Consider the following 23,657-nt stretch of genomic DNA (forward strand, 5'->3'; position numbering starts at 1 on the left):
GACTCGTGAAGATCACCTCTCTGGAGACGTTCCTCGTCCCGCCTCGCTGGTGCTTCCTCAAGATCGAGACCGACGAGGGCGTCGTCGGTTGGGGCGAGCCGGTGGTCGAGGGGCGCGCTCACACCGTCGCCGCCGCCGTCGACGAGCTCGCGGACTATCTTGTCGGGGCCGATCCGCTGCGCATCGAGGACCACTGGCAGGTGCTGACCAAGGGCGGGTTCTACCGCGGCGGTCCGATCCTGGCGAGCGCAGTGGCGGGCATCGACCAGGCGCTCTGGGACATCGCCGGAAAGGTGCGGGGTGCATCGATCCACGAGCTGCTGGGCGGGCCGGTGCGAGAACGGCAGCGGGTCTACACCTGGATCGCGGGCGACGAGCCCGGGGACGTCGCCGAGGGCGCCCGCGCGCGACGGGAGCAGGGGCTGACCGCGGTCAAGATGAACGCCACCGGCCGGTTGGGGGCGCTCGCGAGCGTGCGCGAGATCGACGAGATGCTCGACCGGGTCGCTGCGGTTCGCGAGGTGATGGGTGACGACGGCGGGGTCGCGGTCGACTTCCACGGACGCGTCTCCCCGGCCAGCGCCCGCGAGATGTGCCGGCTTCTCGAACCCTTACGGCCGATGTTCGTCGAGGAACCGGTCGTCCCAGAGCTCACCGCAGACCTCGAGCGAGTGTGCGCGTCCACGACGATTCCCATCGCGACCGGAGAGCGCCTCTACTCCCGCTGGGACTTTCGTGGGGTGCTGGGAGCAGGAATCGCGGTAGCCCAGCCGGACCCGTCGCACGCCGGAGGAATCTCCGAGTGCCGCCGCATCGCGACGATGGCCGAGGCCTACGGGGTGGCGATGGCCCCTCACTGCCCACTCGGGCCGATCGCTCTGGCCGCTTGCCTGCAGCTGGACTTCGCCACGAGCAACACCCTGATCCAGGAGATGAGCTGGGGGATCCACTACAACGTCGGTGGTGACCTCCTCGACTACGTCGTCGACCCGTCAGTCTTCGCCATCACCGACGGTCACGTGGCGCGCCCCACCGGCCCCGGGCTGGGTGTCGAGATCAACGAGGCTGCGGTGCGCAAGGCAGCTCAGACCGGCCACCGGTGGCGGTCTCCCGCGTGGCGAGGTCTGGACGGCGGGCTGGCCGAATGGTGAGAGTCGCTGACGTCACATGGGGGTGACCCAACGGCCCGACAATTGGCCCCGTGACAACCGCAACCATCATCTTGGCGCTCGTCATCGTGACGGCGCTGGCGTTCGACTTCACCAACGGGTTCCACGACACCGGGAATGCGATGGCCACCTTGATCGCCACCGGCGCCCTCAAGCCGAAGGTAGCTGTAGGCCTCTCCGCCGTCTTGAACCTCGTCGGCGCCTTCCTCTCGGTCGAGGTCGCCCTCACGGTGACCAACGCCGTCATCAACATCCAGAGCAGCAACGGCGCACCGCAACCGGAGCTCACCGCCGACGGCGGCTACGCCCTCCTGCTGAGTGGACCGGTGACGGCACCAAGCTCGACGGAGTTATCGGCAAGGTGATCCTCCCCGCCCTGATGTCGCCGGTCATCGCGGGCGTCGTCGCGGCCCTTGGAACGTGGCTGATCTTCCGCATCATCGCGGGCACAGCCACCCGGTTCACTGACCAGGGCTTCCGCTGGGGACAGATCGGCAGCGCTTCGCTCGTCTCGCTGGCCCACGGCACCAACGACGCCCAGAAGACGATGGGTGTCATTACGCTTGCGTTGATCGCCGGTGGGGAGTGGACCGACGCCGCATGGCATGGCCGCCGAGAGCGCCTCGGCCGCGGTGATCCTTGCGTCGAGCCACCTCGGCTTCACGCTGTCCACCACCCACGTGGCAACCGGTTCGATCCTCGGAGCCGGGGTCGGCAAGAAGGGCGCCCAGGTGAACTGGGGCGTCGCGGTGATGTGGTGTATCGGTCATCTGATCGGCGGCGTCGCCGGACCGATTGCCGTCTTCCTGATCCTGGCGGTGCTGGCGACCTTCAGGTACCTGCGCTCGCGGCTGCAACCCATCAACGCCGACAACGTCAACGACGAGTGGGAGGGCGGTCTCGCCCCCGCCGTGAAGAACGCCGACCTCGAGAAGGTGTCATGAACAACCTCACGCTTGCGCTCGACGGCGCGTGGAAAGTCCTGCTCGTCAGTCTTCTGTTGGGTGCCGGCCTGCCGGCTCTCTTCGCAGTCGGCGTACGCTCGACGGCCATGGGTGTCGGCGGTGACGCCGAGGTGGACCACGCTCGGCCGCATCCCATCGGCAGGTACCTCGCGGACCTGTGCTTCCTCGTGGTGCTCACCGGGGTGGCCCTCGGCATCACCATTGTCGTAGCCTCAGGCTTCGGCAAGGCCGTCTCGTTCTAGCACATCTACCCACGATCGTCTCCAAGTAGGCAGCTGACATGGCACTCAAGACACCGCTGCAGGGCATCATGGACTGGCTCCTCAAGGGCTATCCGACAGGGGTCCCACCGAAGGACTACATCCCGCTGCTGGCGCTGTTGCGCAGGCGCCTCACGGAGGACGAGGTCCGCGAGATCGCCGGCGAGCTTGCCGCCCGGGCCGATGGACCCGCTGGCGCCACAGTGGACGACATCGGGGTGAGCATCACGAAGATCACCGACGCGATGCCCTCACCGCAGGACGTCGCGCGCGTCGAGGAGCACCTGAACGAGTACCACGACTGGCCGCTGGAGACGTCCTGACTCCCCAGGCAGCCCGGCAGGTTCGCGAACACGTACGCGAGTACATCGACCGGCTCCACGCCGAGGGTTTCAGCGTCGGCGAAGACCACGACGACGATCCGATCCTCATTGACCCCCACGGTCACGCCGTCGACACGTGGCGGGAGAACTATCCCTACGACGAGCGACTCGACCGTGAGGTCTACGACGAGGACAAGTATCTCCTGCAGGTCGAGCTGCTCAAGCTGCAGAACTGGACGATCGACAGCGGCGCGAAGCACGTGGTGTTGTTCGAAGGGCGTGACGCCGCAGGCAAGGGCGGCACGATCAAACGCTTCATGGAGCACCTGAACCCGCGGTATGCGCGTACGGTCGCTTTGACAAAGCCGAGCGACCGCGAGCTCAACCAGTGGTACTTCCAGCGGTACGTCAGTCATCTGCCCACCGCGGGGGAGCTCGTCTTCTTCGACCGGTCCTGGTACAACAGGGCTGGCGTCGAGCGCGTCATGGGGTTCACGAGCCCCGACGACTACCGCCAGTTCATGGGGCAGGCGCCGCTCTTCGAACGGATGCTCGTGGAGAGCGGCATCACGGTGACCAAGTTCTGGTTCTCCGTCACCCAGTCCGAGCAGCGCACCCGGTTCATCATCCGGCGGGTCGACCCGGTGCGGCAGTGGAAGCTGTCGCCCATTGACTTGGAGTCCCTGGACAAGTGGGGTGACTACACCGAGGCCAAAGAAGAGATGTTCCGCCGCACCGACACCGACATCGCCCCCTGGACCACGGTGAAGAGCAACGACAAGAAGAGGGCCCGGCTGGGAGCGATGCGCTACTTCCTGTCGCAGTTCGACTACACCGACAAGGATCTGGCTGTCGTCGCGGTGCCGGACCCGCTGATCATCAGACGCGGGATCGAGACGGTCGGCGACTAGGTGCAGGCGGTCAGCTCCTCCGGCCCCAACGCGGTCACCGTCACGTCGGTCTCGTCGGGCAAGCTCACGAACACTGGCACTCCCATGGCCAGCAGCTGCGGGTGACCGATACTGGCCAGAGGCATACCGCCAGTCCCCTGGCTCCGAGCCTCGCCGGAACCCGTGCCAGCAGCCAGCAACCCACGCGAAGGGACGGCGGTGACGACACCCACGCTCGTCGGCACGCAGCTCTCGTCGCAGGGGCGGGACGGGGCACGCAAGCCGCTGCTCGTCGTCGGGCCGTCGTTAGGGACGTCGGTAGTGACGCTGTGGTCCGCGTGCGCCGAGTACCTCGCCAACCAGTTCCACGTCGTCGGATGGGACCTGCCCGGTCACGGGGCCTCCCACGAGCCGGCGCATCAGGCGTTCGACATCCACGCCCTCGCGGTCGGCGTCCTCGAGCTGGTCGACTCTGTCCAGACCGACCGCGGAGAGCGAGCAGGCCCGTTCGCCTACGCCGGGGACTCCGCCGGCGGAGCGGTGGGTCTGCAGCTCATGCTCGACGCGCCTGATCGAGTGCGGGCGGCGGTCCTGCTCTGCACCAGCTCCGAGTTCGGCTCGATGCCGGGATGGCTCCAACGTGCGACGACCGTGCGCGGGTCCGGTACGTCCTTGGTCGTGCCGATGTCCGCCCAACGCTGGTTCGGGCCGGGCTTCCTCGACCTGCAGCCTGCTCGGGGAAGTGCCCTGCTGCACGCGTTGCGCGACGCCGACACCGAGGGCTATGCCCAGGTGTGCGAGGCGTTGTCGACCTTCGATGTCCAGGCCCGGCTGGGGGAGATCGCGACCCCGGTGCTGGCGGTCGCTGGTTCCGAGGACGTCGCAACCCCACCTGAACATCTGGAGGAGATCGTGCTCGGCCTCCAGCGTGGCCGCCTGGAGGTCCTGGACGGCGTCGGGCACCTGGCGCCCGTGGAGGCTCCCGAGAAGGTGGCCCAGCTGATCGCGGCGCACCTGCAACGGGTCTCACCAGCGGCTGCTGAGGTCGCGCCTCCGGCTGTGGCCCCGGCCAGCTCCGAGGCCCTCGGCCGGCGGGCGGCGGCCCTGACCTTGGACGAGGTCGACGACTTCCAGCAGCTCGTCATTCGCTATGCGTGGGGGTCGATCTGGGCCCGGCCTGGGCTGGACCGTCGCAGCCGGTCGATGATCACGCTCACCGCACTCATCGCCCGCGGACACCACGAGGAGCTCGCGATGCATCTGAGGGCGGCCCGCACCAACGGCCTGACCGACGACGAGATCACGGAGGTCATCCTGCAGAGCGCCATCTACTGCGGGATCCCCGACGCCACCACGGCATTCCGGGTCGCGCAGCAGGTGCTGGCCGAACCGCGCATCCCGGCTGACGCCTCCGACGACGGTTTCGACGGCATCTCTGACGACACTGCCGATGCTGCCGACGACGCAGCCGACCGCTGAACCAGGAGGTCTCCATGTCACAGACGGGGTCACAGACGGGGTCACGGACGGGGTCACAGACGGGGTCACAGACGGGGTCACGGACGGGGTCACGGACGGGCCGCGACGCATACGTGTATGCCGTCACCCGCACCCCCTTCGGCCGGTTCAACGGCGCGCTCGCCGGGGTCCGGCCGGACGACCTGGCCGCCACCGCGCTGAGCGGCGTCCTGGCCAAGGCTCCCGGACTGGACCCGGTGGACATCGACGACCTGGTGTGGGGCAACGCCAACGGTGCCGGCGAGGACAACCGCAACGTCGGACGGATGGCCGTCCTGCTCGCCGGACTCCCGGTGACCGTGCCCGCGACGACGGTCAACCGGCTGTGTGGGTCGAGCCTGGACGCGGCGATGATGGGGTCCCGCACGATCGAGTGCGGGGACGCCGACGTCGTGGTCACCGGCGGTGTGGAGTCGATGACGCGAGCGCCCTGGGTGCTGCCGAAGTCGAACCGGCCGTTCCCGGCGGGCGACGTGACCGCCGTGTCCACGACGTTGGGCTGGCGACTGGTCAACCCGGCGATGCCCGACGGATGGATCGTCTCGCTGGGGGAGTGCAACGAGCAGCTGCAGGAGAGGTTCTCCGTCTCACGGATCCGGCAGGACGAGTTCGCCGTCCGGTCACACCAGCTCGCCGACGCGGCCTGGAGCTCGGGCTTCTACGACGACCTCGTCGTGGCCGTCCCTGGCGTCGAGCTGGCCCGCGACGAGTCGATCCGATCTGGCAGCACCGTGGAGAAGCTCGCGACCCTGACGCCGGCCTTCCGGGCCGACGGGACGATCACGGCCGGCAACGCGTCCCCGCTCACTGACGGGGCGTCGGCCGTCCTGCTCGGCAGCGCTGCCGCCGGGGAGCGAATGGGGCTGCCGCCCCTGGCGCGGGTCGCGGGCCGGGCTACCGTGGCGCTGGAGCCTCAGATGTTCGGCTACGCACCCGTCGAAGCGGCAGACAAAGCGTTGCGGCGCGCCGGGATCGGGTGGTCTGATGTCGGCGCCGTCGAGCTCAACGAGGCCTTCGCGGTGCAGTCGCTCGCCTGCGTCGATGCGTGGGGGATCGACCCGGAGATCGTGAACGCCAAGGGTGGGGCGATCGCCATCGGGCATCCACTGGGCGCGTCGGGCGGCCGGATCCTCGGCACCCTCGCCGCCCGCCTTCGCGAGACTGGTTCCCGGTGGGGGGTCGCGGCGATCTGCATCGGCGTCGGCCAAGGTCTTGCTGTCGTTCTCGAGAACGTCGACGCCTGAGATGGGTCTGTCCGTCACGAAGGACCCCGACACTGCCGTCGCCGGGATACCCGGCTTGGCAACAGTTCTCGTCGGTGGGTTCGGCATGGCCGGTATGCCGGTAGTCCTCGTCGAGAACCACGTGACGTGGGCCCGTCCGGTCCCGGCCGCGTCCCTCCTTGACGGCGCGGTGGTCGATTCCTCTCTGCCCACACTCGGGGTGGCATCCGATGCACCAGCAGCCGCCGTAGACACCGTTGTTGCGGTCGACCAGCTCGACGAACTCACCCCAGCTCGAGCCCATGAGCGAGCGGGTCGTCGAGCTGGTCACGGGACCGCGGCTGCGTCGGACAATAGTCGGGCGAGCTCCTCGGGCGCGGTGATCATCGGCCAGTGACCTGAGTCGATGTCGACGAACGACAGCTGCCGCACGCGGGCCAGCTCCGGGGACCTCACCCCCGTCTATCCACGCCTTGGCCTGGTCGGGCGTGAACTCCGGGCAGACCAGCAGCACTGGGGTGTCGAAGCGACGCTCGTCCACCAACCTGACGACGTCCTTGGAGACTCCCTCGGGGACCGGGATCGCCGCCCTTGTCAGGGACTGTCTCGCCGCCTCGTCGAGGTCGGTATCAGCGCCGACCGCCTCGCCGTCCAGCTGGGCGTCACCAGTCGGGCCGCGCGTCGCTACATCGCCATCCTTCGCGAGGCGGGCATCCCCATCGAGTCGGTGCGCGGCCCCAATGGGGGCTACCGGCCCGGTCGTGGGTCTACGGTTCCCGCCGATCGCCTTCAGCGCTAGCGAGGCGCTCGGCCTGGTGATGGGAATAGGAGGAGGTCGACCCGTGGGGTGTCGTCGTGCGCTTCGGGTACTGGTACCCGCTGTGTCACTCACACCGGGCTGACGCGGTTCGCACCTACCGCGTGGACCGAGTCAAGTCGGTCGAGCTCTGCCCGGAGAGCTTCGCCACCCCCGACGACCTCGACCCGGCCACGCTGCTCGAGCAGCACCTCTGAATCGGCTGGGAGTTCGAGACCCGGGTCGTGTTCGACGCGCCGGCCGCGGAGGTCAGCCGATATGCCGCCTCGCCGATGGGCCGTCTCGAACCGCTCGACGACGGCCGACGATGCGTCCTGGTCGGGGCGACGAGCGACCCTGCGATAGATGCCGGTGAGTGGCTGGCCGCGATGCCGATCCCGTTCTGGGTGGAGGGCGGAATCGAGCTGCGTGAGGCGGTCGCCGCCGTCGCCGCCCGACTGACAGACGCGCTGGGTCCGTCGGTCGGGTAATCCTGACCCGAGCTCAGGCCGGCCGGTTGTCCTTCAGCCACATACCAGTCAGCCCGCCGAAATGCGCCATGAACCGATCCCGTTCGTGAGCCGGGTAGGTGGCGTCGACGGCCTGCTGGAGCAGTCTCTTGAAGTCCGCGCTGGACACCCAGTCGTGGACCTGTTCCGGCAGGTGCGGCAGGTTCTCCTCGCACCACTGCCAGTAACGGTCGGTCGTGTAGTGCTCGTTGGCCAGAGCGAGATAGGCCGTGATCTTGGCCTCGTAGCTCAACGACTCGTCGTCGGCGATTTCGAAGTAGTGCTCCGTATGCAGGTCGATGCTCGTCGGCCGCTCGGTCACCAGCGCGTAGGTCGACCACCGCACCAGTGCCGTGATCGCCCAGGGGAAGTAGTAGTGCAGGGACGTGACGGCGACGTCAGGGCAGGCGTTGGCGTAGTCGATCGGGTAGACCTCGTTGCCGGTCACGAGCATCTCGGCCGAGTTGAACTCCCAACCGAAGAACGCGTTGATGATCTTGCTGATCGCCGCACACTCCGAGCCGGCATGGTCCGAGAGGAAGTCGTGCGAGACCGCATACCGGTTGTGCATCGGCTCGTCGGGACGGAAGTCCATGACCATCGTCTCGGGACCGATCGACAGGGCGCGGGCGAACTTCTCGTAGTCGACCGTGGCCTGCAGGTGCATCAGCATCGCGCCGGACGCGTCATAGGCCGTATGCAGGTCGTCCTGGTTGTTGATCCGGGAGACGCCGCGCCAACCGCCCCCGTCGAACGGCTTCATGTAAAGCGGGTATCCGAGGTCCGCGGCGATCGCGTCCAGGTCGAACTCCTGGTTGTACTTGGCCGAGGTGTAGGCCCACCTGACGTTGTCGACCGGGTTCTTGTAAGGGACGAGGACGGTGCGCGGGATCTTCAGACCCAGCCGCACCATGGCGCAGTAGGCCGAGTGTTTCTCCATCGACTGGAAGGTAAAAGGGCTGTTCAGCAGGTATGTCCCGTTCATCAGGGCGGCCTTCTTGAGCCACTCTCGAGGGTGGTAGTACCAGTACGCGAGACGGTCGATGACGAGTCCAGGGCGCACGGGGTCGGTCAGCTCGAACGGCTCGATGGTGAGCCGTTCGGACTGGAGCTCGTGCACCATCCCGGAAGCGTCGGTGATCGGTCCGACGCGGCGCAGGATGGCCTCGAAGGCCTGCGGCCAGTCCTCCTCCGCGCCGAGGAGAAGTCCGATGAGATGACGGGTTGGGTCGGCCACGGCACGACCGTATCGGTGGCGAGTCGGCCTGCGCCGGACACCTGCGAGAAACATGGAGTTCACGCACATGTTGCGTGTCGTGGTGCCCGCGACTGGAGGGGCCGAGGCACAATTGTGCTGCAGCACCCGTGTACGAACTTCAGGACAAAGGTGAGACCCGGCCAAGTATGAGTTGGCCGGGTCTCGTTTTGTCCAGGCTGGTCCGCTTCCCAAACACCAGCCGGCGCGCCTGACTCCTCCGCACGGTCCCGCGGATCCGCTGGATTGCTCCACCGGTATGAGCCTCGTTTGCCTTCTGGTGGCCTCTCCTTGCGGAAGGGCGTAGGAGAATTTCTACGCCCTGTGCGGGCTGGTTGGCAAGGGGTCGATCCCTTTATTTCCCGCGAGTTTCGCGGCCCTCGGCGTGTCGGCGTGACACGCCACGGCCGTCTAGTGGCGCGACCTCGTCCCCCACGTGGATTGTTCCGAGTGTCCCCTCGGCGACCAGGCGCGTGCCGAACCACGTCGACCGGTCCCACCGCCGGTGCCGCGCCAGCGTCCGGATCGGCTCCTTGCCTCCGGCGATCGTCACCGGGTCGATCGTCGTCATCACGCACCGGTCGCACACCATCGTCGTGCGGAAGGTGACCTCACCGATCCGCACCTGAGGCCAGTCGTCCTCCTCGAACGGCTGCTCCCCGTCGATGACGACGTTGGGCCGGAACCGGAGGATGTCGAGGGCAGCGGGCGGCGTCTGGGCCTCCGCGTCGCTCAGGTCGTCGGGGTCGAGGTCCGCGATGTCCGGTTCGTCAGTCTCGGCCGCCATCCAGGAGCTGAGCTGGGCTATCGACACCTCCGAGACCAACAGGAGCGGCCCGGCGTCGGCTAGCGAGAGGGTCTCACCCGGCAGACCGCCGCGCGCTCCGGAGATCGAGCGCAGCGTCGGGTCCTCCTGCCAGACGAGCCGCAGCACGGTCCCCATTCGCTCGCTCAGCCACTGGTTGACGTCGACGTCGGCGGGTGAGGCGAAGGGCAGCCGGGAGATCCCGATCGGCACCGGTCCGAGTCCCAGCGGGGTGTCGACGAGGATGCTCGCGCCGTCCCCTCGGTCGGTGATCCGGATGGTGTCGTCGTCGACCACCTCTCCAGTCAGGCGCAACAGCTGGTGCTCATGGCGGGCGGTCACCAGCTCGCCCGCTGCGTCGACCAGCGCCCACCGTCGGTCTCCGGCCAGGCCCCACGGCTCCACCACGGCCGACGCCACCTTTGTCCCGCCGAGAGACTTGACGGGAAACAGGTGGAGTGCGGTCACGAGCACGGCTCGATGCTGCCATGCGGCCCGGTGTATTGCGCCACGGGACGCACCGTTGCCCAGGTGATGGGCGCTGGTTCCGGCACCTTCTCGTGGTACGAGAGTGGGGTGCGGTCCCGCCCTTCCTAGACCCTCAGCCGCCGGAGGTGCCCACGCCATGGCCAATGGCGGTTGGGCCCAGCGCACTCGGTGGTCAATCCGATGGCCTTGAAGCTCGCGGGGCGACTCGGCAGCCTCGTCCATCTTGAGCACGTCGACAGGAGACCAGGCGCCACGCGTCACACGCCGGTGCGTGCCTTTCGACGCGGTGATCGGGTGGCCGTCGGCGCCAGCTTCGGTCGGGAGCCCGACTGGGTCAAGAACGTCCAGGCCGCTGGTCATGCCCACATACGCGTCGGAGGCGAGGCCCTGGACCACCCGCGGCTGGTAGACCTCGTTGACGCTGCCCCGCTGCCGCCCTGGTGCCGGATCGCCTTGCGCTACATCGTGCGCACGAACACTGCGTCGTCTTCGACGTGACGGACCCGCGCAGCCCAGGATGACTCGTCCGTCAGATCGGCGATGGCCGGGGTGTGATTGACCTGTTCCTTGGCTGCCACGCGGTCGGGGGTGATCGGACGGTGCGGGTGACAACGGTGGGCAGCGGAGACGCGTCTGGCTCAGGCGGACGGATCCAGACCTGCATCGCCCTAGCCACTGACACGGCCGCCGCGCCTACCGCGCCCAGCAGATCGATCCCCAGCAGATCGAGGCGGTGTTGACCATGAGGACTTGCTCCTATGTGAGGGCTATAGTCCGACGCCGGTTCGCTGACACCTCGATCCCGACACCTTGGGCCGCCACCGCGACCGGCTCACCTTTCAACGGATGGTGCTCACTCACCTTTCTCGATCAGCGTTGGGCTGTGACCGGGATGGCTGGCAGGTCGCCAACGACGGCTTGAGCCTCGATCGTGACTGCACGCCTCACGGGCCCCGCAGCACGATCCCGTTGGGGTCCTCGCCCTAAGACCGCGGTGAGATGCCCGTCCGTCAGCGTCGTGCGCGGCGAGCTCCGACCAGCGCGGCCCCCGCCAGAGCGGCGACAACCAGGCCCTGCGCGCCGGCCCAACGCGATGCCGGACCGGGCCGTGCCGAGCCCAGCACGCTTCCAGCGGCCTTGCTCGACATCACCGAACCCAACCCCACGAACGACATCGCCGACCCGACACCCAGCGCACTCGCCACGCTGCAGAGCGAGAAGGCACTCCCAATCGACCCGACAGAACCCACGCTTCGGACCGACCCGATCGACAGCACCGACCCCCGACTGGCGATGCTCAGAAACGAGTCATCGGACGCGATGGACCACCTCGACGGCATGTCGTCAGTATGCCGCGCCGTGTCGTCAAGGGATCGGCGACCGGAACGGGTTTCCTGCGCGCCACGCGTTCACCCGGTGGTCGCCTCCCGTTGACGAGTGGGCAGCGACCATTGCAGGGCGGCTCTGCTTGTCTCAACGGATAGTGCTACTATCGGATAGTGAAGATATCCGGATTGGCGGAGCGCGCCGGCGTCGCCTTGTCGACGTTGAAGTACTACCAGCGGGAGGGCCTCGTTCCCGAGGGCGTCCATCGGAACGCCAACCAGGTCGACTACGACGAGACGCACGTTCAGCGGCTGCGGTTGATCCGTGCGCTGCTCGAGGTTGGGGGCCTGTCCATGGCAGGAGCCAAGGACGTGCTGCGCACTCTCGACGACGCTGCTAAACCATTGGCCGAGACGTTCGAGATCGCGCAGGCAGCGCTTGCCCGCAGACGGCCCTCAAGCGCGGCCTCGACCACATCGACCGCAGCCCGGTCACGCGTCCACCACCTTGCCCAATCGCGTGGTTGGTGCATCTCGGATGAGAACCCCGGGCTCGAAGTCGCCGCAGAAGCAATCGAGGGAATGCTCGCGATCAAGCACGAGCCCTCACCCGAGTACCTCGACGCCTACGCCGACGCCGCCGAAGCCGCAGCACGCGCGGACCTGCAGGCACTATCACTGCTCTCGGAACAGGACCAGATCGCGGAGCTCATGGTCGTCGGCACCGTGCTCGGAGACCCGCTGTTCGCCGGCCTGCGGCGACTGGCACAACAAGACGCGACCCGCGAGATGTTCTCCACCACCACGACACCTCAGGAGCCACCATCATGAGTTCAACCAGCACCCACATCGTCCTCGGCGGCAACGGTGTCACCGGACGGGAGACCCTTCGCGCACTGCGTGAACGTGGCGTTGCCGCCGTCTCCCTGGGCCGCACGCCCTCCCCGGACCCCGACACTTCGTCAGTCATCGCCGACCTACTTGATTCCCACGCCACCGAAGAGGCACTGCACGGCGCAAGCGTCGCCTACCTCACCGCCGGACTGCCGTACGTCGCCCGCGACTGGGAGACTGCGTGGCCGAAGATGCTGGAGAACACCATTAACGCCTGCCTGATCAACGACACCGTTCTGGTTTACCTCGACAACCCCTACGCCTATGGCCGCGTCACGGGTCCGATGACGGAGACGAGCGAGATCAACCCGGTCAGCCGGATGGGGGAAGTGCGTGCCGCCGCACTCGCGATGCTGGATGAGGCCGCGCGCTCACGCGGACTCGTTCACGCCATAGGACGCAGCGCCGACTTCTACGGACCCGGCGCCACCACCAGCGTCTTCAACGCCTTTGTCGTGGACAAGGTCGCAGCTGGGAAGAAGCCCACCTGGTTCTTCGACGCCACCCAACCCCATTCCATGACGTACACGCGCGACATCGGCGACGCCCTGGCCATCCTTGGCACGGATCCGCGCGCCCGCGGGCGCGTATGGCACCTTCCTACCGCTAGCCCAGCCCTCACCGGCGAGGAATACATGAACATCACCACCGCACGCAACCGCCCCAACAAGACGATGAGCGCACTCACCATGAGAATCGGCGCGCTGTTCAACAGTTCCGCCCGCGAAACCCTCGAGATGGCCTACCAGTACACCGACCCCTACCAGTTCGCCTCCAGCACCTTCGAGACAACCTTCGCGATGACCCCCACCCCCTACCAGAAGGGCATCGCCGACACACTCGCAATGACCGCGAGTGTCCGGACATGACCACGTCGTCGGCGGTGTCAGTGCGTTCTCTGGTCAAGTCCTATGGCGACGTGGTCGCGGTCCGGGACGTGTCGCTGGAGGTCGCACGGGGTGAGATCGTCGGGATCCTCGGACCCAACGGGTCGGGCAAGACCACCACCGTGGAGTGCCTCCAGGGGCTCCGCCGCCCGGACGCCGGTGATGTCTCGGTCCTCGGTCTTGACCCGCGAACGCAGCTGTCCGCGGTGCGGCGGCTCGTGGGCAGCCAGCTGCAGGACTCTGCGCTGCCCGCACGCATGCGGGTCGAGGAGTCGATACGGCTCTTCTCCTCGCTTGGTGAGGCGGACTGCGACGTGGCTGCAGTGCTGGGCGAATGGGGACTGAGTCATCGCGCCCGCGCGAGCTTTGCGAGCCTGTCCGGTGGGGAACGGCAGCGACTGTTCGTCGCGCTGGCCCTGGTCAACCGCCCCCAGCTGGTCTTCTTCGACGAGATGACGACCGGGCTGGACCCGGCCGCACGGCGCGAGACGTGGGCGCTGGTGGAGCAGGTCCGCGACCTGGGCACGACGGTCGTCCTGGTGACTCACTTCATGGACGAGGCGCAGCGTCTGTGTGACCGGCTGGTCGTTCTTCGCGGCGGGCTGGTGGTCGCCACCGGCGCACCAGCGGAGCTCGTGGCGGCCCATGGTGGGGGGACGACGGCGACGTGGACCGCGTCGACGGACGACGACGAGGCCCTCGCCGCGGTCCCGGGTGTGCGCTCGGTCTCCCGCGAGGGTGACACCGTCAGGGTCCGCGGGGACGGTGCCTTTCTCATGCACCTCGGCCACCTGCTGGTGGAGAACGCACGCGTCCCAGCGCAGATGGAGATCACCCAGCCGACCCTGGAGGATGCGTACTTCAACCTCGTCGGCGCGCCCGACGAAGGTGGCACCGCCGCCGTCAGGGCCGCCGCGTGACCCGCCACATCGCGGTCGAATCGGTCAGGGCGGAGTTCCTGCTGCAGCTGCGCGACCCCATCACGCTGGTGTTCACGTTGGCGCTACCCGTGCTCAACCTCATCGTGCTCGCGGGCGTGTTCGGTGACCAGCAGGACCCCACGGGTGCGATCTTCCGAGGGGTCGGCGGCTCCACCTACTACACCCCGGCCTACGTGGCGCTGGTCGGGGCCTCGGTCGGGTTGATCGCGGTCCCGACCCAGCTCGCCGGATACCGGGACCTCGGTGTGCTGCGCCGGTTCCGCGCCGCCGGCATACCGGGCTGGGCCGTCCTCGGATCCCAGCTCGTCGTCGGTCTCGCCCTCGCGGCCGTGGGCGCGACCCTGGTGGTGTCCCTGTCATTCATCTTGTACCACCCGAAGGTGCCCCAATCCATCGGCGGCGTCGTCACCGCGTTCATCGTGGGAACGCTCGCCTTCCTGCTGCTGGGGCTGATGCTCGGCGCATTACTGCCCACCGCGCGTGCTGCCCAGGGCGCGGGGGTCCTGGTCTGGTTCGTCGTCCTCCTCATCGGGGGCGCCGGTCCACCCCCCGAGGTCCTTCCCGCTGCGATGCGCACGATAGGGGACTTCACGCCGCTGCACCCGATGGTCATCGCCATTCAGGACCCGTGGTTCGCCGACGCCTGGAACCCCTCCATGCTCGCCATCCTCGCCGTCATCGGCCTGATCTCGGGGACGGTGGCCGTCGTGCGGTTGTCGCGGGAGTGATCGCCCTCGGCGGTGCACATCCTTCCTGGTGACCGGATCTGGCACGCAGCTGGTCGCGTCGGATCCGGTGTGGCTAGTCCGCCCGGCGCCCGTAGGCGACCGGTGCGAGGATGCGTCCATGCTCCTGAACGACGTCGTCCAGACGGCCGTCGAGGTGACGGCCACGGCATCGAGGCTGGCCAAGGTCGCGGCGCTGGCTGAGCTGCTCCGACGGGTGCCCGTCGACGAGATCGCCCCCACGGTGGGGTTTCTCGTCGGACGGGTTCGTCAGGGTCGGGTCGGGGTCGGCTACCGGACCGTCGCTGCTCTCATGGGCGACCCCGCCGACGAAGCCTCCCTCACGGTGGCAGACCTGGACGGTCTGTTCGATCTTCTGCTGGCCACCGAGGGTGTCGGGTCGTCGTCCGCGAGAACCGAGGCCCTGCGGGCGGTGGCCCTGCGGGCTACCGCGGAGGAGCAGTCGTTCATCTCCCGGGTCTTGCTCGGGGAGATGCGGACTGGGGCCCTCGAAGGCATACTCGTCGACGGGATCGCCTCTGCCGCAGGGGTTCCGGCAGCGTCGGTCCGGCGCGCCGTGATGCTCTCGGGTGACCTCGGCTCCACGGCCCGGACTGCCCTTACCGAAGGTGAGGCCGGCCTGGCCGAGATCGGGCTCGTCGTCGGTACGCCGGTGCTGCCCATGCTCGCGTCGGCCGCCGCCGACCCTGCCGCCGCGCTCGCGATCACCGGCGAGGCCTCCGTGGAGGTCAAGCTGGACGGCGCGCGGATCCAGGTGCACCGACGCGGTGACGACATCCGGGTGTTCACCCGCAACCTGGCCGACATCACGCACCGGGTTCCCGAGGTCGTCGAGGTCGTGCAGGGCTTCCCCGTGGACGACGTGATCCTCGACGGGGAGACGCTCTCACTCGACGAGACCGGGGCGCCGCGACCCTTCCAGGAGACCATGTCGCGGTTCGGGGCGGACGCACCACGCGCGGCGCTGCTCAAGCCCTGGTTCTTCGACGTGTTGCACGTGGACGGCGTCGACCTCATCGACGAGCCGCTGTCGGTCCGTCAGGAGGCCCTTGCCCGGGTCGTGGGCGCGTACCGGATCCCGGGCGAGGTGACCACAGACCCCGTTGTGGCCGAACGGGTTTCACGGGACGCGCTGGAAGCCGGCCACGAGGGGATCGTGGTCAAGTCGGTCGACTCGCCGTATGCAGCCGGTCGACGCGGGAAGAGCTGGGTCAAGGTCAAGCCGGTGCACACCTACGACCTGGTCGTCCTGGCGGTCGAGTGGGGGTCGGGCCGGCGTACCGGGTGGTTGTCCAACCTGCACCTCGGGGCGTCCGACGCCGACGGCGAGTTCGGCGAGCCCGGGGGTCTCGTCATGGTGGGCAAGACCTTCAAGGGCCTGACCGACGAGCTGTTGCGTTGGCAGACAGCGCATTTCCAACAGATCGAAGTACGCCGGACCCGGGCGGCTGTCTTCGTCGCGCCCACGACGGTGGTCGAGATCGCCATCGACGGGGTTCAGCGGTCCACGCGCTACCCGGGAGGGATCGCGCTGCGCTTTGCGCGGGTGAAGGGTTATCGCGAGGACAAGCTCCCCAAGGACGCGGACACGATCCAGACGTTGCGATCCATGCTGCTCGGCGGGTGACCGGCAGCGCGGACCGGTGTGCTTGTCGTCCCGCCACGCGATGGGTGGTCCCGCCGCTGCTGCACCGCGGCTAACGGGGCGGCATGCGAAGCGCACCGTCCAGACGGATCACCTCGCCGTTGAGCATGGGGTTGTCGATGATGTGGCGCACCAGTGCGGCGTACTCGTCGGGTTGCCCGAGCCGGGACGGGTGCGGGATCCCCGCCTCGAGCGCTGCCGTCGCCTCGTCTGGCAGACCCGCAAGCATCGGCGTCGCGAAGGTGCCGGGCGCGACGGTCATCACCCGGATCTGCTTGTCGGCAAGGTCGCGCGCGGCCGAGAGGGTGAGCCCGACGATGCCCCCCTTGCTCGCGGCATACGCGGCCTGGCCGATCTGCCCGTCGTAAGCCGCAATGCTCGCGGTCATGACCACGACACCGCGGTCGCCGTCGACCGCGTCGTTCGCGAGCATGGCTGCGGCCGCGAGGCGCAGCGCGTTGAAGCTGCCGACGAGGTTGATGTCGACGACGGTGCGGAAGATCTCCAGGTCGAGGGGTCCCTTGCGGCCGACGACCCGTCCTGGGGTGCCGACCCCCGCGCAGGTCACCGCGATGCGCAGCTCGCCCATCTCACCGGCGGCGTCGACGGCTGCCTGGAGCTGCTCACCGTCGCGGACGTCGGCCGGGACGAATCGGACGGCGTCGCCGAGCTCGGTGGCGAGGTCCGCACCGGGGGATGTCGGCAGATCCACCACGACCACACGCGCGCCGTCCGCCACCAGCCGACGGGTAGTGGCGCCGCCCAGGCCGGACGCACCTCCGGTGACGAGGGCGACGGTGCTTTCGGTGATCTGCACGGGACTCCTCAGATGTCGTGGGTCAGATGCTCTTGAGTAGGTGGCGGGAGATGACGAGGCGCTGGATCTGGTTGGTGCCCTCGAAGATCTGGGTGACCTTGGCTTCGCGCAGGTAGCGCTCCAGCGGGAAGTCCTGCGTATAGCCGGCCCCGCCGAGGACCTGAACCGCATCGGTCGTGACCCGCATCGCGTTGTCGGTGCAGACCAGTTTTGCCACGGCTGCTTCGCGCGAGAACGGCCGCCCGGCATCACTCAGACGGGCCGCATGGAGATAGGTGGCCCGCGCACTCGTCACCGCGGCCTCCATGTCCGCGAGCATGAAACCGAGTCCTTGGAACTCGCCGATCGGCCGACCGAACTGCTCCCGCTCTCCGGCGTACCTCACCGCTGCGTCGAGTGCAGCCTGCGCGAGCCCCGTTGCGGCAGCGGCGATCCCGAGCCTTCCCGAGTCGAGGGCTGCCATGGCGATCGCCATGCCCTGTCCCTCGTCGCCCATCCGGCGGTCAGCGTCGACGGGGGTCCCGGCGAAGGTCACCTGCCGCACGGGGTCGCCGTCGAGGCCCATCTTGCGTTCGCGCGGCGCGAACTCGATCCCATCGGCGTCTGCCGGCACCACGAAACAGGAGAGACCGCGAGCGCCAACGTCGGACGTCCTCACGAACGAGGTGTAGTAGTCCGCGTGACCGGCGTGCGAGATCCAGGCCTTGGTCCCGCGCAGCGTGTATGCCGACCCGTCCGCAACCAGGGTCGCCCTGGTTCGCATCGAGGCCACGTCGGACCCCGAGTCGGGCTCGGACAGGCAGTAGGCACCGAGCTGCTCGCCACCGAGCATCCCCGGCAGCAGGGCGTCCCGCTGGCCGTCGGTGCCCCATGCCACCACCGGGTAGCAGGTCAGGACGTGCACGCTGACCCCGACCGCGACGCTCATCCAGACCGAGGCGATTTCCTCGACGACCTGGAGGTAGACCTCGTAGGACTGCCCGCCCCCGCCGTGCTCCTCGGGGTAAGGCAGTGAGAGCAGTCCGCTGCGACCGAGGAGCCGGAAGGTCTCCTGCGGGAACAGGGCCGCGCGTTCGCTCTCGTCGACGCGTGGCGCCAAGTCCTTGGCGCAGATCTCCCGGGTGAGGGCAATGAGGTCCCGGGCGTCCTCGTCGGGGAGGATCCGGACCGCGGGCATGGGCACAGACTACCTAGTGCCGTCCACATGCTGGACGGCGCTCGGTCGGTCAAGGTATGTCTTGCTCAGCGCGACGGGGTCGTGTCCGGCGACCACGGCTGGTCGTCAGGCGTCCATGATTCCTTGGGGGACCATGCGTCTGCGGCCTTCTCTGCGGCCTTCTCTGGCGCCTCGTCTGCGTGGGGTGTGGTGGTGGGTGTGTCGGCGGTTGGTGTGGCCGTGGTCGGGCTGCCCGCTGCCGGCGCAGCGGGGTCTGCCGGGAACGGCGCGTCCTGTGGGGTCCCCGCACCTTGGCCTGCGCCTGCACCCGCGGCAGCGCTCCCGTCGGGGCGCTGGTCCGCGAGCTTGCCAACCCCCTTGGACACCTGGTCCTTGGCCTTGGCGATCCTGTCGGAGTACTTGCCCTCTGTGCGTTCGTCGATTGTGGCGCCGGCCTTGTCGAGCATCCCCGAGACCTTGTCCCGGTTCTCGTCCGCATACACGGCGGCCTTGTCCTTGGCCTCGCCCGCCGCCTTACCGACCTCCGCGGCGACCTTCTCGGCCTTGCCCCCGAGGTCCCACTCCTTGGCCTTGGCCTTGGCCCTGTCCATGAAGCCGTCCATGAAGCTGTCCATGGTTCCCATTCGCGTCTCCGTCCGTCGTGATCAGGTGATTCTTCCCGTTCAACGCCTCGTCTCCGACGACCGGTTCCCGAACGAGTCGCGACCGCGGCCGTCGGCGCGCGACAACGCCTCGTTTCGGGCTTGTACCTGCCGTGGCGAGAGGTCCTACCGTGAAGACGTGGACAGCACCGCTGATGACCGCTGATGCAGATCAGGACTCCCGGGGGGAGACGGTCTACAAGATCGGCGATATCGCCCGGTCGACCGGCCTGACGGTCCGAACGCTGCGCTACTACGAGGAGATCGGTCTTCTGCCGCCGCCGGGTCGGCTCAGGGGTGGGCATCGGATCTATACCGACCGCGACGTCCAGCGGGTCCACCGGATCTGCCTGCTTCGCCACCTCGGCACCCCGCTCGCCGAGATCGGGCACGCGCTCGAGCGTCCCGAGGCGGACCTGGCTGAGGCAGTGGACCGGCACCTGCTGGTGCTCGACAACCGGCTGGCCGCGCTGGGACGACTTCGCGAACGCGTCCGAGCGGTCAGCGAAAGCCTGCGATCGCCGGAAGCCGCGTACCCGGACGACGAGGAGCTGCTGGCGGTGCTCGACGGCGCGGGCCACAGCGACCCGGGGATCACCCAGCGGCTGACACTGCTGGTCTACGACGACATCGAGGCGGTGCACGACCATCTCGTGACCGTGTTCGGCTTCGGGCCGGGCGAGCTGTCACGCGACGGCGATGGCACCGTCGTCCACGGGGAGCTGCACGTCGGGGACGGCGTGATCTGGATGCACCGCACCTCCGCGGAGCATGGACTCGTCTCCCCAGCCAGCGTCGGCGTCGCCACGCACTGCATGGCCGTCATGGTCGAAGACGTCGATGCCCACTACGGGAGGGCCCTCGCCGCCGGAGCAGAGGTGGTCGCGGCCCCTCGGGACGAGCCCTACGGCTGGCGCGAGTACGACGCGCGCGATCTCGAGGGCGGACTGTGGTCCTTCATGACACCGCTGGAAACCATTGCTGGACAAGGAGATCAACATGAGTGAGATCACTCCGTACCTCTGTGTCGCCGACGCCCGCCAGGCCCTCGAATGGTATGTCGAAGCGCTCGGCGCCGAGGTCACCGTCGAACCAACCATCATGGACGACGGCAGGCTCGGCCATGTGGAGCTCTCGTTCGGGGGCGCTCGCGCCATGATGTCGGACGAGTACGCCGATCTGCATGTCGAGTGCCCGCTGGCCGGGCGCGGTGCCGCCGTGACCCTTTACCTCACGACGGACAACGTCGACGGCCTGGCCGCGGCAGCGGCGGAGCGTGGCGCGTCCCTCGACAGGGGTCCGCAGGACAGCGCACACGGGCGCACCGCAGTGTTCCGGGACCCCTTCGGACACCGTTGGATGCTCGGAGAGTGAGTCGTATGATCGCCGGAGGCGTCCAGGTCGCCTCCGGTCCGCGGGAAGGGGCTCAGCCCTCCTGGTCAGGTAGGACGACCGTGCAGGACTGACCCTCCTTTCGGCCCGAACCAGCGGACACCGGGCTGACGAAAGGAGGCCGTCATGGCCCTGTCCCTGCCCAACAACCCCGACCTCGAGCGGTTCCGTCGCGATGCGCGCCGGCTGCACAGAGGTGTCCGGTCCGCAGACGAGCACGCACTCGAGCTGGTGGTGAAGCACCACTCCGAGGGGACTGCGGCCGAGCTCAGCGGCTTCACGCTGAGTGACGCCCAGCTCGTCGTCGCGCGGTCCTACGGCTTCTCGAGCTGGCCTCGGCTTCGGCACTACCTCGACATCGCCGAGCCTCTGCGTCGAGACCCGACCAAGTCCCCGACGAGCGAGGACCCGGTCGACGCATACTGCGACCTGGCCTGCCTGCAGTTCTCCCAGGCGGACGACCCCCATCGCTGGTTCCAGGCGCGAGCGCTGCTGGCGGACAACCCCGAGCTTTCGGCGCGGAGTGTCTACGCAGCAGCGACGGCGGGTGACCGAGGCGCCGTCGCCGCGCACCTGGCTGCTGACCCGTCGCTGGCCCACCGCGAAGGCGGCCCGTTCCGCTGGTCTCCGCTGGCATACCTCGTCTACTCCCGGGTGCCGCAGGACGACACTGTGGGCACGGCTCGGCTGCTGCTCGACCACGGCGCCGACCCGGACACGGGCTACCTCTGGCAGGGACTGCCGCCGCCGTTCACCGCCTTGACCGGCTGCTTCGGGGAGGGTGAGCAAGGTCCCGGGCGATCCCCCCGGCATCCGGCCGGTATGCCGTTGGCGCGTCTGTTGCTGGAGCGGGGCGCCGAGCCGAACGACGGTCAGACGCTCTACAACCGGATGTTCAACCGGGACGACGGCCACCTGTCGCTGCTCTTCGAGTACGGGCTGGGGACTGGTGACGGAGGTGTCTGGAGGCACCGGCTCGGCGACGCCCTCGAGAGCGTCGAGGAGATGATGGGGCGGCAAGTGCGGTGGGCTCGCTCGCACGGGTTCACCGACCGTCTGGCGCTGCTGGCCGAGCACGGTTTCGTGCCGAAACGCGCTGGCAGTCGGGGTTTTCGGGCTCCAAGTATCCATCGAGCCGGCTCGGTGGCGGCCGTCGCCGATGTGGTCGGGCTGGGTGCCGACGTCGACGAGGCCCAGGGCGGCCGAACCGCGCTGCACCACTTCGCCTGGATCGGGGACGTGGAGATGGTCCAGGCGTTGGTCGACGCTGGGGCCAACCCGGATGTGGTCGACGCGACCCACGGCACGACGCCGCTGGGGTGGGCCGAGTATGGCCGCCAACCCGCGACCGCCGCCCTGCTGCGGCCGCTCACGGCGCCCCTGTCCGTCGAGTAGCCGCGCCTGTCCGCGGAGCCGCTTTCGGTCGGCGTCCAGCGTCTCACCGGTGATACATTGAGGGAATGGACTCAGTCACGGTGCGCGAGCTGCGCAATCATGGTGGAGATGTGCTGGAGCGGGTCGTCAGGGGTGAGGTCCTCGCGGTAACCCGGGACGGAGCCGTGGTCGCCGAGCTGCGACCACGTCCCCGCCGCGGGCCGTCGGCCGGCGATCTCATCGCGCGGCGACGATCGTTGCCCCAGGTCGATCCGGACAGGTTGCGACGCAACCTCGATGCGCTGCTGGACGCCGAGCTGTGACGGCCACAGCAGCACGCGGGATGCTCGACACCTTCACTGTGATCCTCCTGGGTCGGCTAGAAGACCCCGCACACCTGCCGGACGAGTCCGTGATCAGCACCATCACCCTCGCCGAGCTGTCGGTAGGGCCTCACGTAGCGAGCTCCGCGAAGGAGCGGGCCGCTCGCCAGGCCCACCTGCAGCAGGCGGAGGCGGACTTCGACGCCATCCCCTTCGGCCCGGAGGCCGCCAGAGCGTTCGGGGTCGTTGCAGCCTCATTGAGGTCGGCCGGTCGCAAGCCGGCTGCCAGAGCCTATGACGCGCTGATCGCCGCCGCGGCCATGAGTGAAGGTCTGCCGCTCTTCACGTGCAACCCGCACGACTTCGTCGGGATCGACGCTCTGGACGTCAGGTCGATCCCTCATCCGGACCGACGCCGAGAGCCGCACGAGGCTCAGGTGCGCTGACGGCTCCAGTCAGTCACGGGTCGGCCCACCCGCTCGCCGTCGACAATTGTGTTGGTGTGCTCGACGTAGAAGCAGAGCAGGTCGCGGACCGGTACTCCATCGTGCTCGGGGTCCGCATAGGTCCACGCGATGTCGTCGAGCGGCTGTCCTCCCGCCGTCGTCGAGTAGTAGCTCGCCTTCCCCTTGTAGGCGCACGTCGTATGCGACGGCGAGCGGGTGAGCAGGTCCATCCGGACGTCGGCGCGGGGCAGGTACCAGCGGGGCGGCAGGTCCGTCTCCAGCAGCAGCACGGGGGCTCGGGAGTCTGCGACGACCTCCCCGCCGATCTCGACGACGATGTGCCGGCTGGACGTCAGGCATTGGACCCGGTGTAGCGGTTGCCGCGGGTGGCCGACCAGGATCTCTTCCTCTTCGCGCCACCGGCTGAACGCGTCCCAGTCGAGGATCGCGTAACCGTCGAGGTCGGGGTCCTCTGGAACGAACGCCGCTGCTGCCAAGGTGCCGTCGGCGGTTTCGATGTCGTGGACCGTGCCCGGTGTCGAGTGAACGGCAAACGGATCCCTCGGGGTGAGTACCGGTGGCAACCCACTCAGATCGGTCCCGGTCGTCCCGCCGTCCGCCGAAGGTACCAACCGTCCGACGATGTCGGTGACGGGGACGGCAAAAGAACAGACGACTCGACGCGGCTCCCAGACAAGCCAGGCTGCGACGGTGTCCACCACCGTGTCGCCTCCGGCATCCGCGCGCAGCCGGAGGTCGACCGGCTGCACCCGGGTCTGCGGCAGGACGGAGAACAGGACGGACCTCATCTGGACAGCCATCCGGACATCGTCCTCCTGCCGGCGCG

At 68.4% G+C, this 23,657-nt stretch carries 29 protein-coding genes and 1 pseudogene; 22 read left to right on the top strand and 8 right to left on the bottom strand.

The features are described from left to right. Nucleotides 1–5: 5 nt before the first annotated feature. From dgoD to ppk2, 5 genes and pseudogenes are all read left to right on the top strand, one after another. Complete coding sequence (dgoD, locus tag ABI385_RS00730) at nt 6–1,151, top strand: galactonate dehydratase (protein ID WP_348101809.1); 1,146 nt, start codon at nt 6–8, stop codon at nt 1,149–1,151. A 50-nt stretch (nt 1,152–1,201) separates the two neighbouring features. Further along, nucleotides 1,202–2,113: pseudogene (locus ABI385_RS00735) on the top strand (anion permease). After that, complete coding sequence (locus ABI385_RS00740) at nt 2,110–2,376, top strand: hypothetical protein (RefSeq protein ID WP_348101810.1); 267 nt, start codon at nt 2,110–2,112, stop codon at nt 2,374–2,376. The pseudogene ABI385_RS00735 and the gene ABI385_RS00740 overlap by 4 nt, the downstream one beginning before the upstream one ends. Nucleotides 2,377–2,414: 38 nt before the next feature. Further along, entirely contained in the window at nt 2,415–2,717 is a 303-nt protein-coding gene (locus ABI385_RS00745) for a DUF3349 domain-containing protein (RefSeq protein ID WP_348101811.1), read from the top strand. Further along, nucleotides 2,714–3,628, top strand: coding sequence for a polyphosphate kinase 2 (gene ppk2, locus ABI385_RS00750; protein ID WP_348101851.1), 915 nt, complete (start codon nt 2,714–2,716; stop codon nt 3,626–3,628). Before ABI385_RS00745 ends, ppk2 begins: the two co-directional genes overlap by 4 nt. Here the strand turns inward: ppk2 and ABI385_RS00755 are convergent. Further along, nucleotides 3,625–3,753, bottom strand: coding sequence for a hypothetical protein (locus tag ABI385_RS00755; protein WP_348101812.1), 129 nt, complete (start codon nt 3,751–3,753; stop codon nt 3,625–3,627). The two genes, ppk2 and ABI385_RS00755, sit on opposite strands and share 4 nt — an antisense overlap. 73 nt (nt 3,754–3,826) lie before the next feature. On the opposite strand from ABI385_RS00755, the gene ABI385_RS00760 reads away from it, so the two are divergent. Genes ABI385_RS00760 through ABI385_RS00785 form a run of 6 tightly spaced genes read left to right on the top strand, consistent with a single transcriptional unit; the run spans nt 3,827 to nt 7,635 of the window. Further along, a complete protein-coding gene (locus ABI385_RS00760) occupies nt 3,827–5,086 on the top strand; it encodes an alpha/beta fold hydrolase (protein WP_348101813.1) in 1,260 nt (419 codons plus the stop codon). Between the two features lie 14 nt (nt 5,087–5,100). Then, entirely contained in the window at nt 5,101–6,369 is a 1,269-nt protein-coding gene (locus tag ABI385_RS00765; protein WP_348101814.1) for a thiolase family protein, read from the top strand. A gap of 1 nt (nt 6,370) precedes the next feature. Further along, nucleotides 6,371–6,745, top strand: a complete 375-nt coding sequence (locus ABI385_RS00770; RefSeq protein WP_348101815.1) for a hypothetical protein — start codon at nt 6,371–6,373, stop codon at nt 6,743–6,745. A 9-nt stretch (nt 6,746–6,754) separates the two neighbouring features. Beyond that, the gene (locus ABI385_RS00775) at nt 6,755–7,147 is read left to right on the top strand and encodes a helix-turn-helix domain-containing protein (protein ID WP_348101816.1); all 393 of its coding nucleotides are present in this window, start codon (nt 6,755–6,757) and stop codon (nt 7,145–7,147) included. 56 nt (nt 7,148–7,203) lie between these two features. Beyond that, nucleotides 7,204–7,362, top strand: a complete 159-nt coding sequence (locus ABI385_RS00780) for a WYL domain-containing protein (RefSeq protein WP_348101817.1) — start codon at nt 7,204–7,206, stop codon at nt 7,360–7,362. Between the two features lie 27 nt (nt 7,363–7,389). Further along, entirely contained in the window at nt 7,390–7,635 is a 246-nt protein-coding gene (locus tag ABI385_RS00785) for a hypothetical protein (protein ID WP_348101818.1), read from the top strand. Between the two features lie 13 nt (nt 7,636–7,648). Here the strand turns inward: ABI385_RS00785 and ABI385_RS00790 are convergent, their stop codons facing one another. Both ABI385_RS00790 and ABI385_RS00795 read right to left on the bottom strand, forming a co-directional pair. Beyond that, entirely contained in the window at nt 7,649–8,890 is a 1,242-nt protein-coding gene (locus ABI385_RS00790; protein WP_348101819.1) for a hypothetical protein, read from the bottom strand. 373 nt (nt 8,891–9,263) lie between these two features. Next, the gene (locus ABI385_RS00795; protein ID WP_348101820.1) at nt 9,264–10,187 is read right to left on the bottom strand and encodes an MOSC domain-containing protein; all 924 of its coding nucleotides are present in this window, start codon (nt 10,185–10,187) and stop codon (nt 9,264–9,266) included. 195 nt (nt 10,188–10,382) lie between these two features. Here ABI385_RS00795 and ABI385_RS00800 point away from each other — a divergent pair, with 195 nt between their 5' ends. Further along, nucleotides 10,383–10,700 carry a nitroreductase family deazaflavin-dependent oxidoreductase gene (locus tag ABI385_RS00800; RefSeq protein ID WP_348101821.1) on the top strand — a complete coding sequence of 106 codons (318 nt, stop codon included), beginning with the start codon at nt 10,383–10,385 and terminating at the stop codon, nt 10,698–10,700. A 512-nt stretch (nt 10,701–11,212) separates the two neighbouring features. On the opposite strand, the gene ABI385_RS00805 is transcribed toward ABI385_RS00800, so the two are convergent. Continuing rightward, a complete protein-coding gene (locus ABI385_RS00805) occupies nt 11,213–11,542 on the bottom strand; it encodes a hypothetical protein (RefSeq protein ID WP_348101822.1) in 330 nt (109 codons plus the stop codon). A gap of 159 nt (nt 11,543–11,701) precedes the next feature. Here ABI385_RS00805 and ABI385_RS00810 point away from each other — a divergent pair, with 159 nt between their 5' ends. The 5 genes from ABI385_RS00810 (at nt 11,702) to ABI385_RS00830 (ending at nt 16,622) form a co-directional block, all read left to right on the top strand. After that, nucleotides 11,702–12,358 (top strand): MerR family transcriptional regulator, encoded by a 657-nt coding sequence (locus tag ABI385_RS00810; RefSeq protein WP_348101823.1) that lies wholly within the window; start codon nt 11,702–11,704, stop codon nt 12,356–12,358. After that, nucleotides 12,355–13,290, top strand: coding sequence for an NAD-dependent epimerase/dehydratase family protein (locus ABI385_RS00815; RefSeq protein WP_348101824.1), 936 nt, complete (start codon nt 12,355–12,357; stop codon nt 13,288–13,290). Before ABI385_RS00810 ends, ABI385_RS00815 begins: the two co-directional genes overlap by 4 nt. After that, nucleotides 13,287–14,228, top strand: a complete 942-nt coding sequence (locus ABI385_RS00820; RefSeq protein ID WP_348101825.1) for an ABC transporter ATP-binding protein — start codon at nt 13,287–13,289, stop codon at nt 14,226–14,228. The genes ABI385_RS00815 and ABI385_RS00820 overlap by 4 nt, the downstream gene beginning before the upstream one ends. Then, nucleotides 14,225–14,977 carry an ABC transporter permease gene (locus ABI385_RS00825; protein WP_348101826.1) on the top strand — a complete coding sequence of 251 codons (753 nt, stop codon included), beginning with the start codon at nt 14,225–14,227 and terminating at the stop codon, nt 14,975–14,977. Before ABI385_RS00820 ends, ABI385_RS00825 begins: the two co-directional genes overlap by 4 nt. Before the next feature lie 118 nt (nt 14,978–15,095). Continuing rightward, complete coding sequence (locus tag ABI385_RS00830; RefSeq protein WP_348101827.1) at nt 15,096–16,622, top strand: ATP-dependent DNA ligase; 1,527 nt, start codon at nt 15,096–15,098, stop codon at nt 16,620–16,622. Nucleotides 16,623–16,692: 70 nt separating this feature from the next. On the opposite strand, the gene ABI385_RS00835 is transcribed toward ABI385_RS00830, so the two are convergent. The 3 genes from ABI385_RS00835 to ABI385_RS00845 form a co-directional block, all read right to left on the bottom strand. Next, nucleotides 16,693–17,457: an SDR family NAD(P)-dependent oxidoreductase gene (locus ABI385_RS00835; protein WP_348101828.1), complete on the bottom strand. Its 765-nt coding sequence runs from the start codon at nt 17,455–17,457 to the stop codon at nt 16,693–16,695. A 22-nt stretch (nt 17,458–17,479) separates the two neighbouring features. Then, nucleotides 17,480–18,634 carry an acyl-CoA dehydrogenase family protein gene (locus tag ABI385_RS00840; protein WP_348101829.1) on the bottom strand — a complete coding sequence of 385 codons (1,155 nt, stop codon included), beginning with the start codon at nt 18,632–18,634 and terminating at the stop codon, nt 17,480–17,482. Between the two features lie 65 nt (nt 18,635–18,699). Beyond that, nucleotides 18,700–19,257: an antitoxin gene (locus ABI385_RS00845; protein ID WP_348101830.1), complete on the bottom strand. Its 558-nt coding sequence runs from the start codon at nt 19,255–19,257 to the stop codon at nt 18,700–18,702. 149 nt (nt 19,258–19,406) lie between these two features. On the opposite strand from ABI385_RS00845, the gene ABI385_RS00850 reads away from it, so the two are divergent. From ABI385_RS00850 to ABI385_RS00870, 5 genes are all read left to right on the top strand, one after another. Further along, nucleotides 19,407–20,282 carry a MerR family transcriptional regulator gene (locus tag ABI385_RS00850; RefSeq protein WP_348101831.1) on the top strand — a complete coding sequence of 292 codons (876 nt, stop codon included), beginning with the start codon at nt 19,407–19,409 and terminating at the stop codon, nt 20,280–20,282. After that, a complete protein-coding gene (locus ABI385_RS00855; protein WP_348101832.1) occupies nt 20,275–20,649 on the top strand; it encodes a VOC family protein in 375 nt (124 codons plus the stop codon). The genes ABI385_RS00850 and ABI385_RS00855 overlap by 8 nt, the downstream gene beginning before the upstream one ends. 144 nt (nt 20,650–20,793) lie before the next feature. Beyond that, the gene (locus tag ABI385_RS00860) at nt 20,794–22,062 is read left to right on the top strand and encodes an ankyrin repeat domain-containing protein (RefSeq protein WP_348101833.1); all 1,269 of its coding nucleotides are present in this window, start codon (nt 20,794–20,796) and stop codon (nt 22,060–22,062) included. Nucleotides 22,063–22,127: 65 nt separating this feature from the next. Further along, a complete protein-coding gene (locus tag ABI385_RS00865; protein ID WP_348101834.1) occupies nt 22,128–22,364 on the top strand; it encodes a type II toxin-antitoxin system prevent-host-death family antitoxin in 237 nt (78 codons plus the stop codon). A 20-nt stretch (nt 22,365–22,384) separates the two neighbouring features. After that, nucleotides 22,385–22,810 carry a type II toxin-antitoxin system VapC family toxin gene (locus ABI385_RS00870; protein ID WP_348101835.1) on the top strand — a complete coding sequence of 142 codons (426 nt, stop codon included), beginning with the start codon at nt 22,385–22,387 and terminating at the stop codon, nt 22,808–22,810. Here the strand turns inward: ABI385_RS00870 and ABI385_RS00875 are convergent. Next, entirely contained in the window at nt 22,798–23,631 is an 834-nt protein-coding gene (locus ABI385_RS00875; protein WP_348101836.1) for a DUF427 domain-containing protein, read from the bottom strand. The two genes, ABI385_RS00870 and ABI385_RS00875, sit on opposite strands and share 13 nt — an antisense overlap. Nucleotides 23,632–23,657: the final 26 nt, after the last annotated feature.

Origin of the sequence: Lapillicoccus sp. (assembly GCF_039935575.1) — a bacterium.
Lineage (GTDB): Bacteria > Actinomycetota > Actinomycetes > Actinomycetales > Dermatophilaceae > Lapillicoccus.

Excerpts from the sequence above, each read along its gene's own strand:
- ABI385_RS00740 (WP_348101810.1), top strand. The coding sequence starts at position 2,110 with ATGAACAACCTCACGCTTGCGCTCGACGGCGCGTGGAAAGTCCTGCTC.
- ABI385_RS00745 (WP_348101811.1), top strand. The coding sequence starts at position 2,415 with ATGGCACTCAAGACACCGCTGCAGGGCATCATGGACTGGCTCCTCAAG.
- ABI385_RS00755 (WP_348101812.1), bottom strand. The coding sequence starts at position 3,753 with ATGCCTCTGGCCAGTATCGGTCACCCGCAGCTGCTGGCCATGGGAGTG.
- ABI385_RS00765 (WP_348101814.1), top strand. The coding sequence starts at position 5,101 with ATGTCACAGACGGGGTCACAGACGGGGTCACGGACGGGGTCACAGACG.
- ABI385_RS00770 (WP_348101815.1), top strand. The coding sequence starts at position 6,371 with ATGGGTCTGTCCGTCACGAAGGACCCCGACACTGCCGTCGCCGGGATA.
- ABI385_RS00775 (WP_348101816.1), top strand. The coding sequence starts at position 6,755 with ATGTCGACGAACGACAGCTGCCGCACGCGGGCCAGCTCCGGGGACCTC.
- ABI385_RS00800 (WP_348101821.1), top strand. The coding sequence starts at position 10,383 with ATGGCCTTGAAGCTCGCGGGGCGACTCGGCAGCCTCGTCCATCTTGAG.
- ABI385_RS00805 (WP_348101822.1), bottom strand. The coding sequence starts at position 11,542 with ATGCCGTCGAGGTGGTCCATCGCGTCCGATGACTCGTTTCTGAGCATC.
- ABI385_RS00815 (WP_348101824.1), top strand. The coding sequence starts at position 12,355 with ATGAGTTCAACCAGCACCCACATCGTCCTCGGCGGCAACGGTGTCACC.
- ABI385_RS00820 (WP_348101825.1), top strand. The coding sequence starts at position 13,287 with ATGACCACGTCGTCGGCGGTGTCAGTGCGTTCTCTGGTCAAGTCCTAT.
- ABI385_RS00830 (WP_348101827.1), top strand. The coding sequence starts at position 15,096 with ATGCTCCTGAACGACGTCGTCCAGACGGCCGTCGAGGTGACGGCCACG.
- ABI385_RS00840 (WP_348101829.1), bottom strand. The coding sequence starts at position 18,634 with ATGCCCGCGGTCCGGATCCTCCCCGACGAGGACGCCCGGGACCTCATT.
- ABI385_RS00845 (WP_348101830.1), bottom strand. The coding sequence starts at position 19,257 with ATGGGAACCATGGACAGCTTCATGGACGGCTTCATGGACAGGGCCAAG.
- ABI385_RS00855 (WP_348101832.1), top strand. The coding sequence starts at position 20,275 with ATGAGTGAGATCACTCCGTACCTCTGTGTCGCCGACGCCCGCCAGGCC.
- ABI385_RS00860 (WP_348101833.1), top strand. The coding sequence starts at position 20,794 with ATGGCCCTGTCCCTGCCCAACAACCCCGACCTCGAGCGGTTCCGTCGC.
- ABI385_RS00865 (WP_348101834.1), top strand. The coding sequence starts at position 22,128 with ATGGACTCAGTCACGGTGCGCGAGCTGCGCAATCATGGTGGAGATGTG.
- ABI385_RS00870 (WP_348101835.1), top strand. The coding sequence starts at position 22,385 with ATGCTCGACACCTTCACTGTGATCCTCCTGGGTCGGCTAGAAGACCCC.
- ABI385_RS00875 (WP_348101836.1), bottom strand. The coding sequence starts at position 23,631 with ATGGCTGTCCAGATGAGGTCCGTCCTGTTCTCCGTCCTGCCGCAGACC.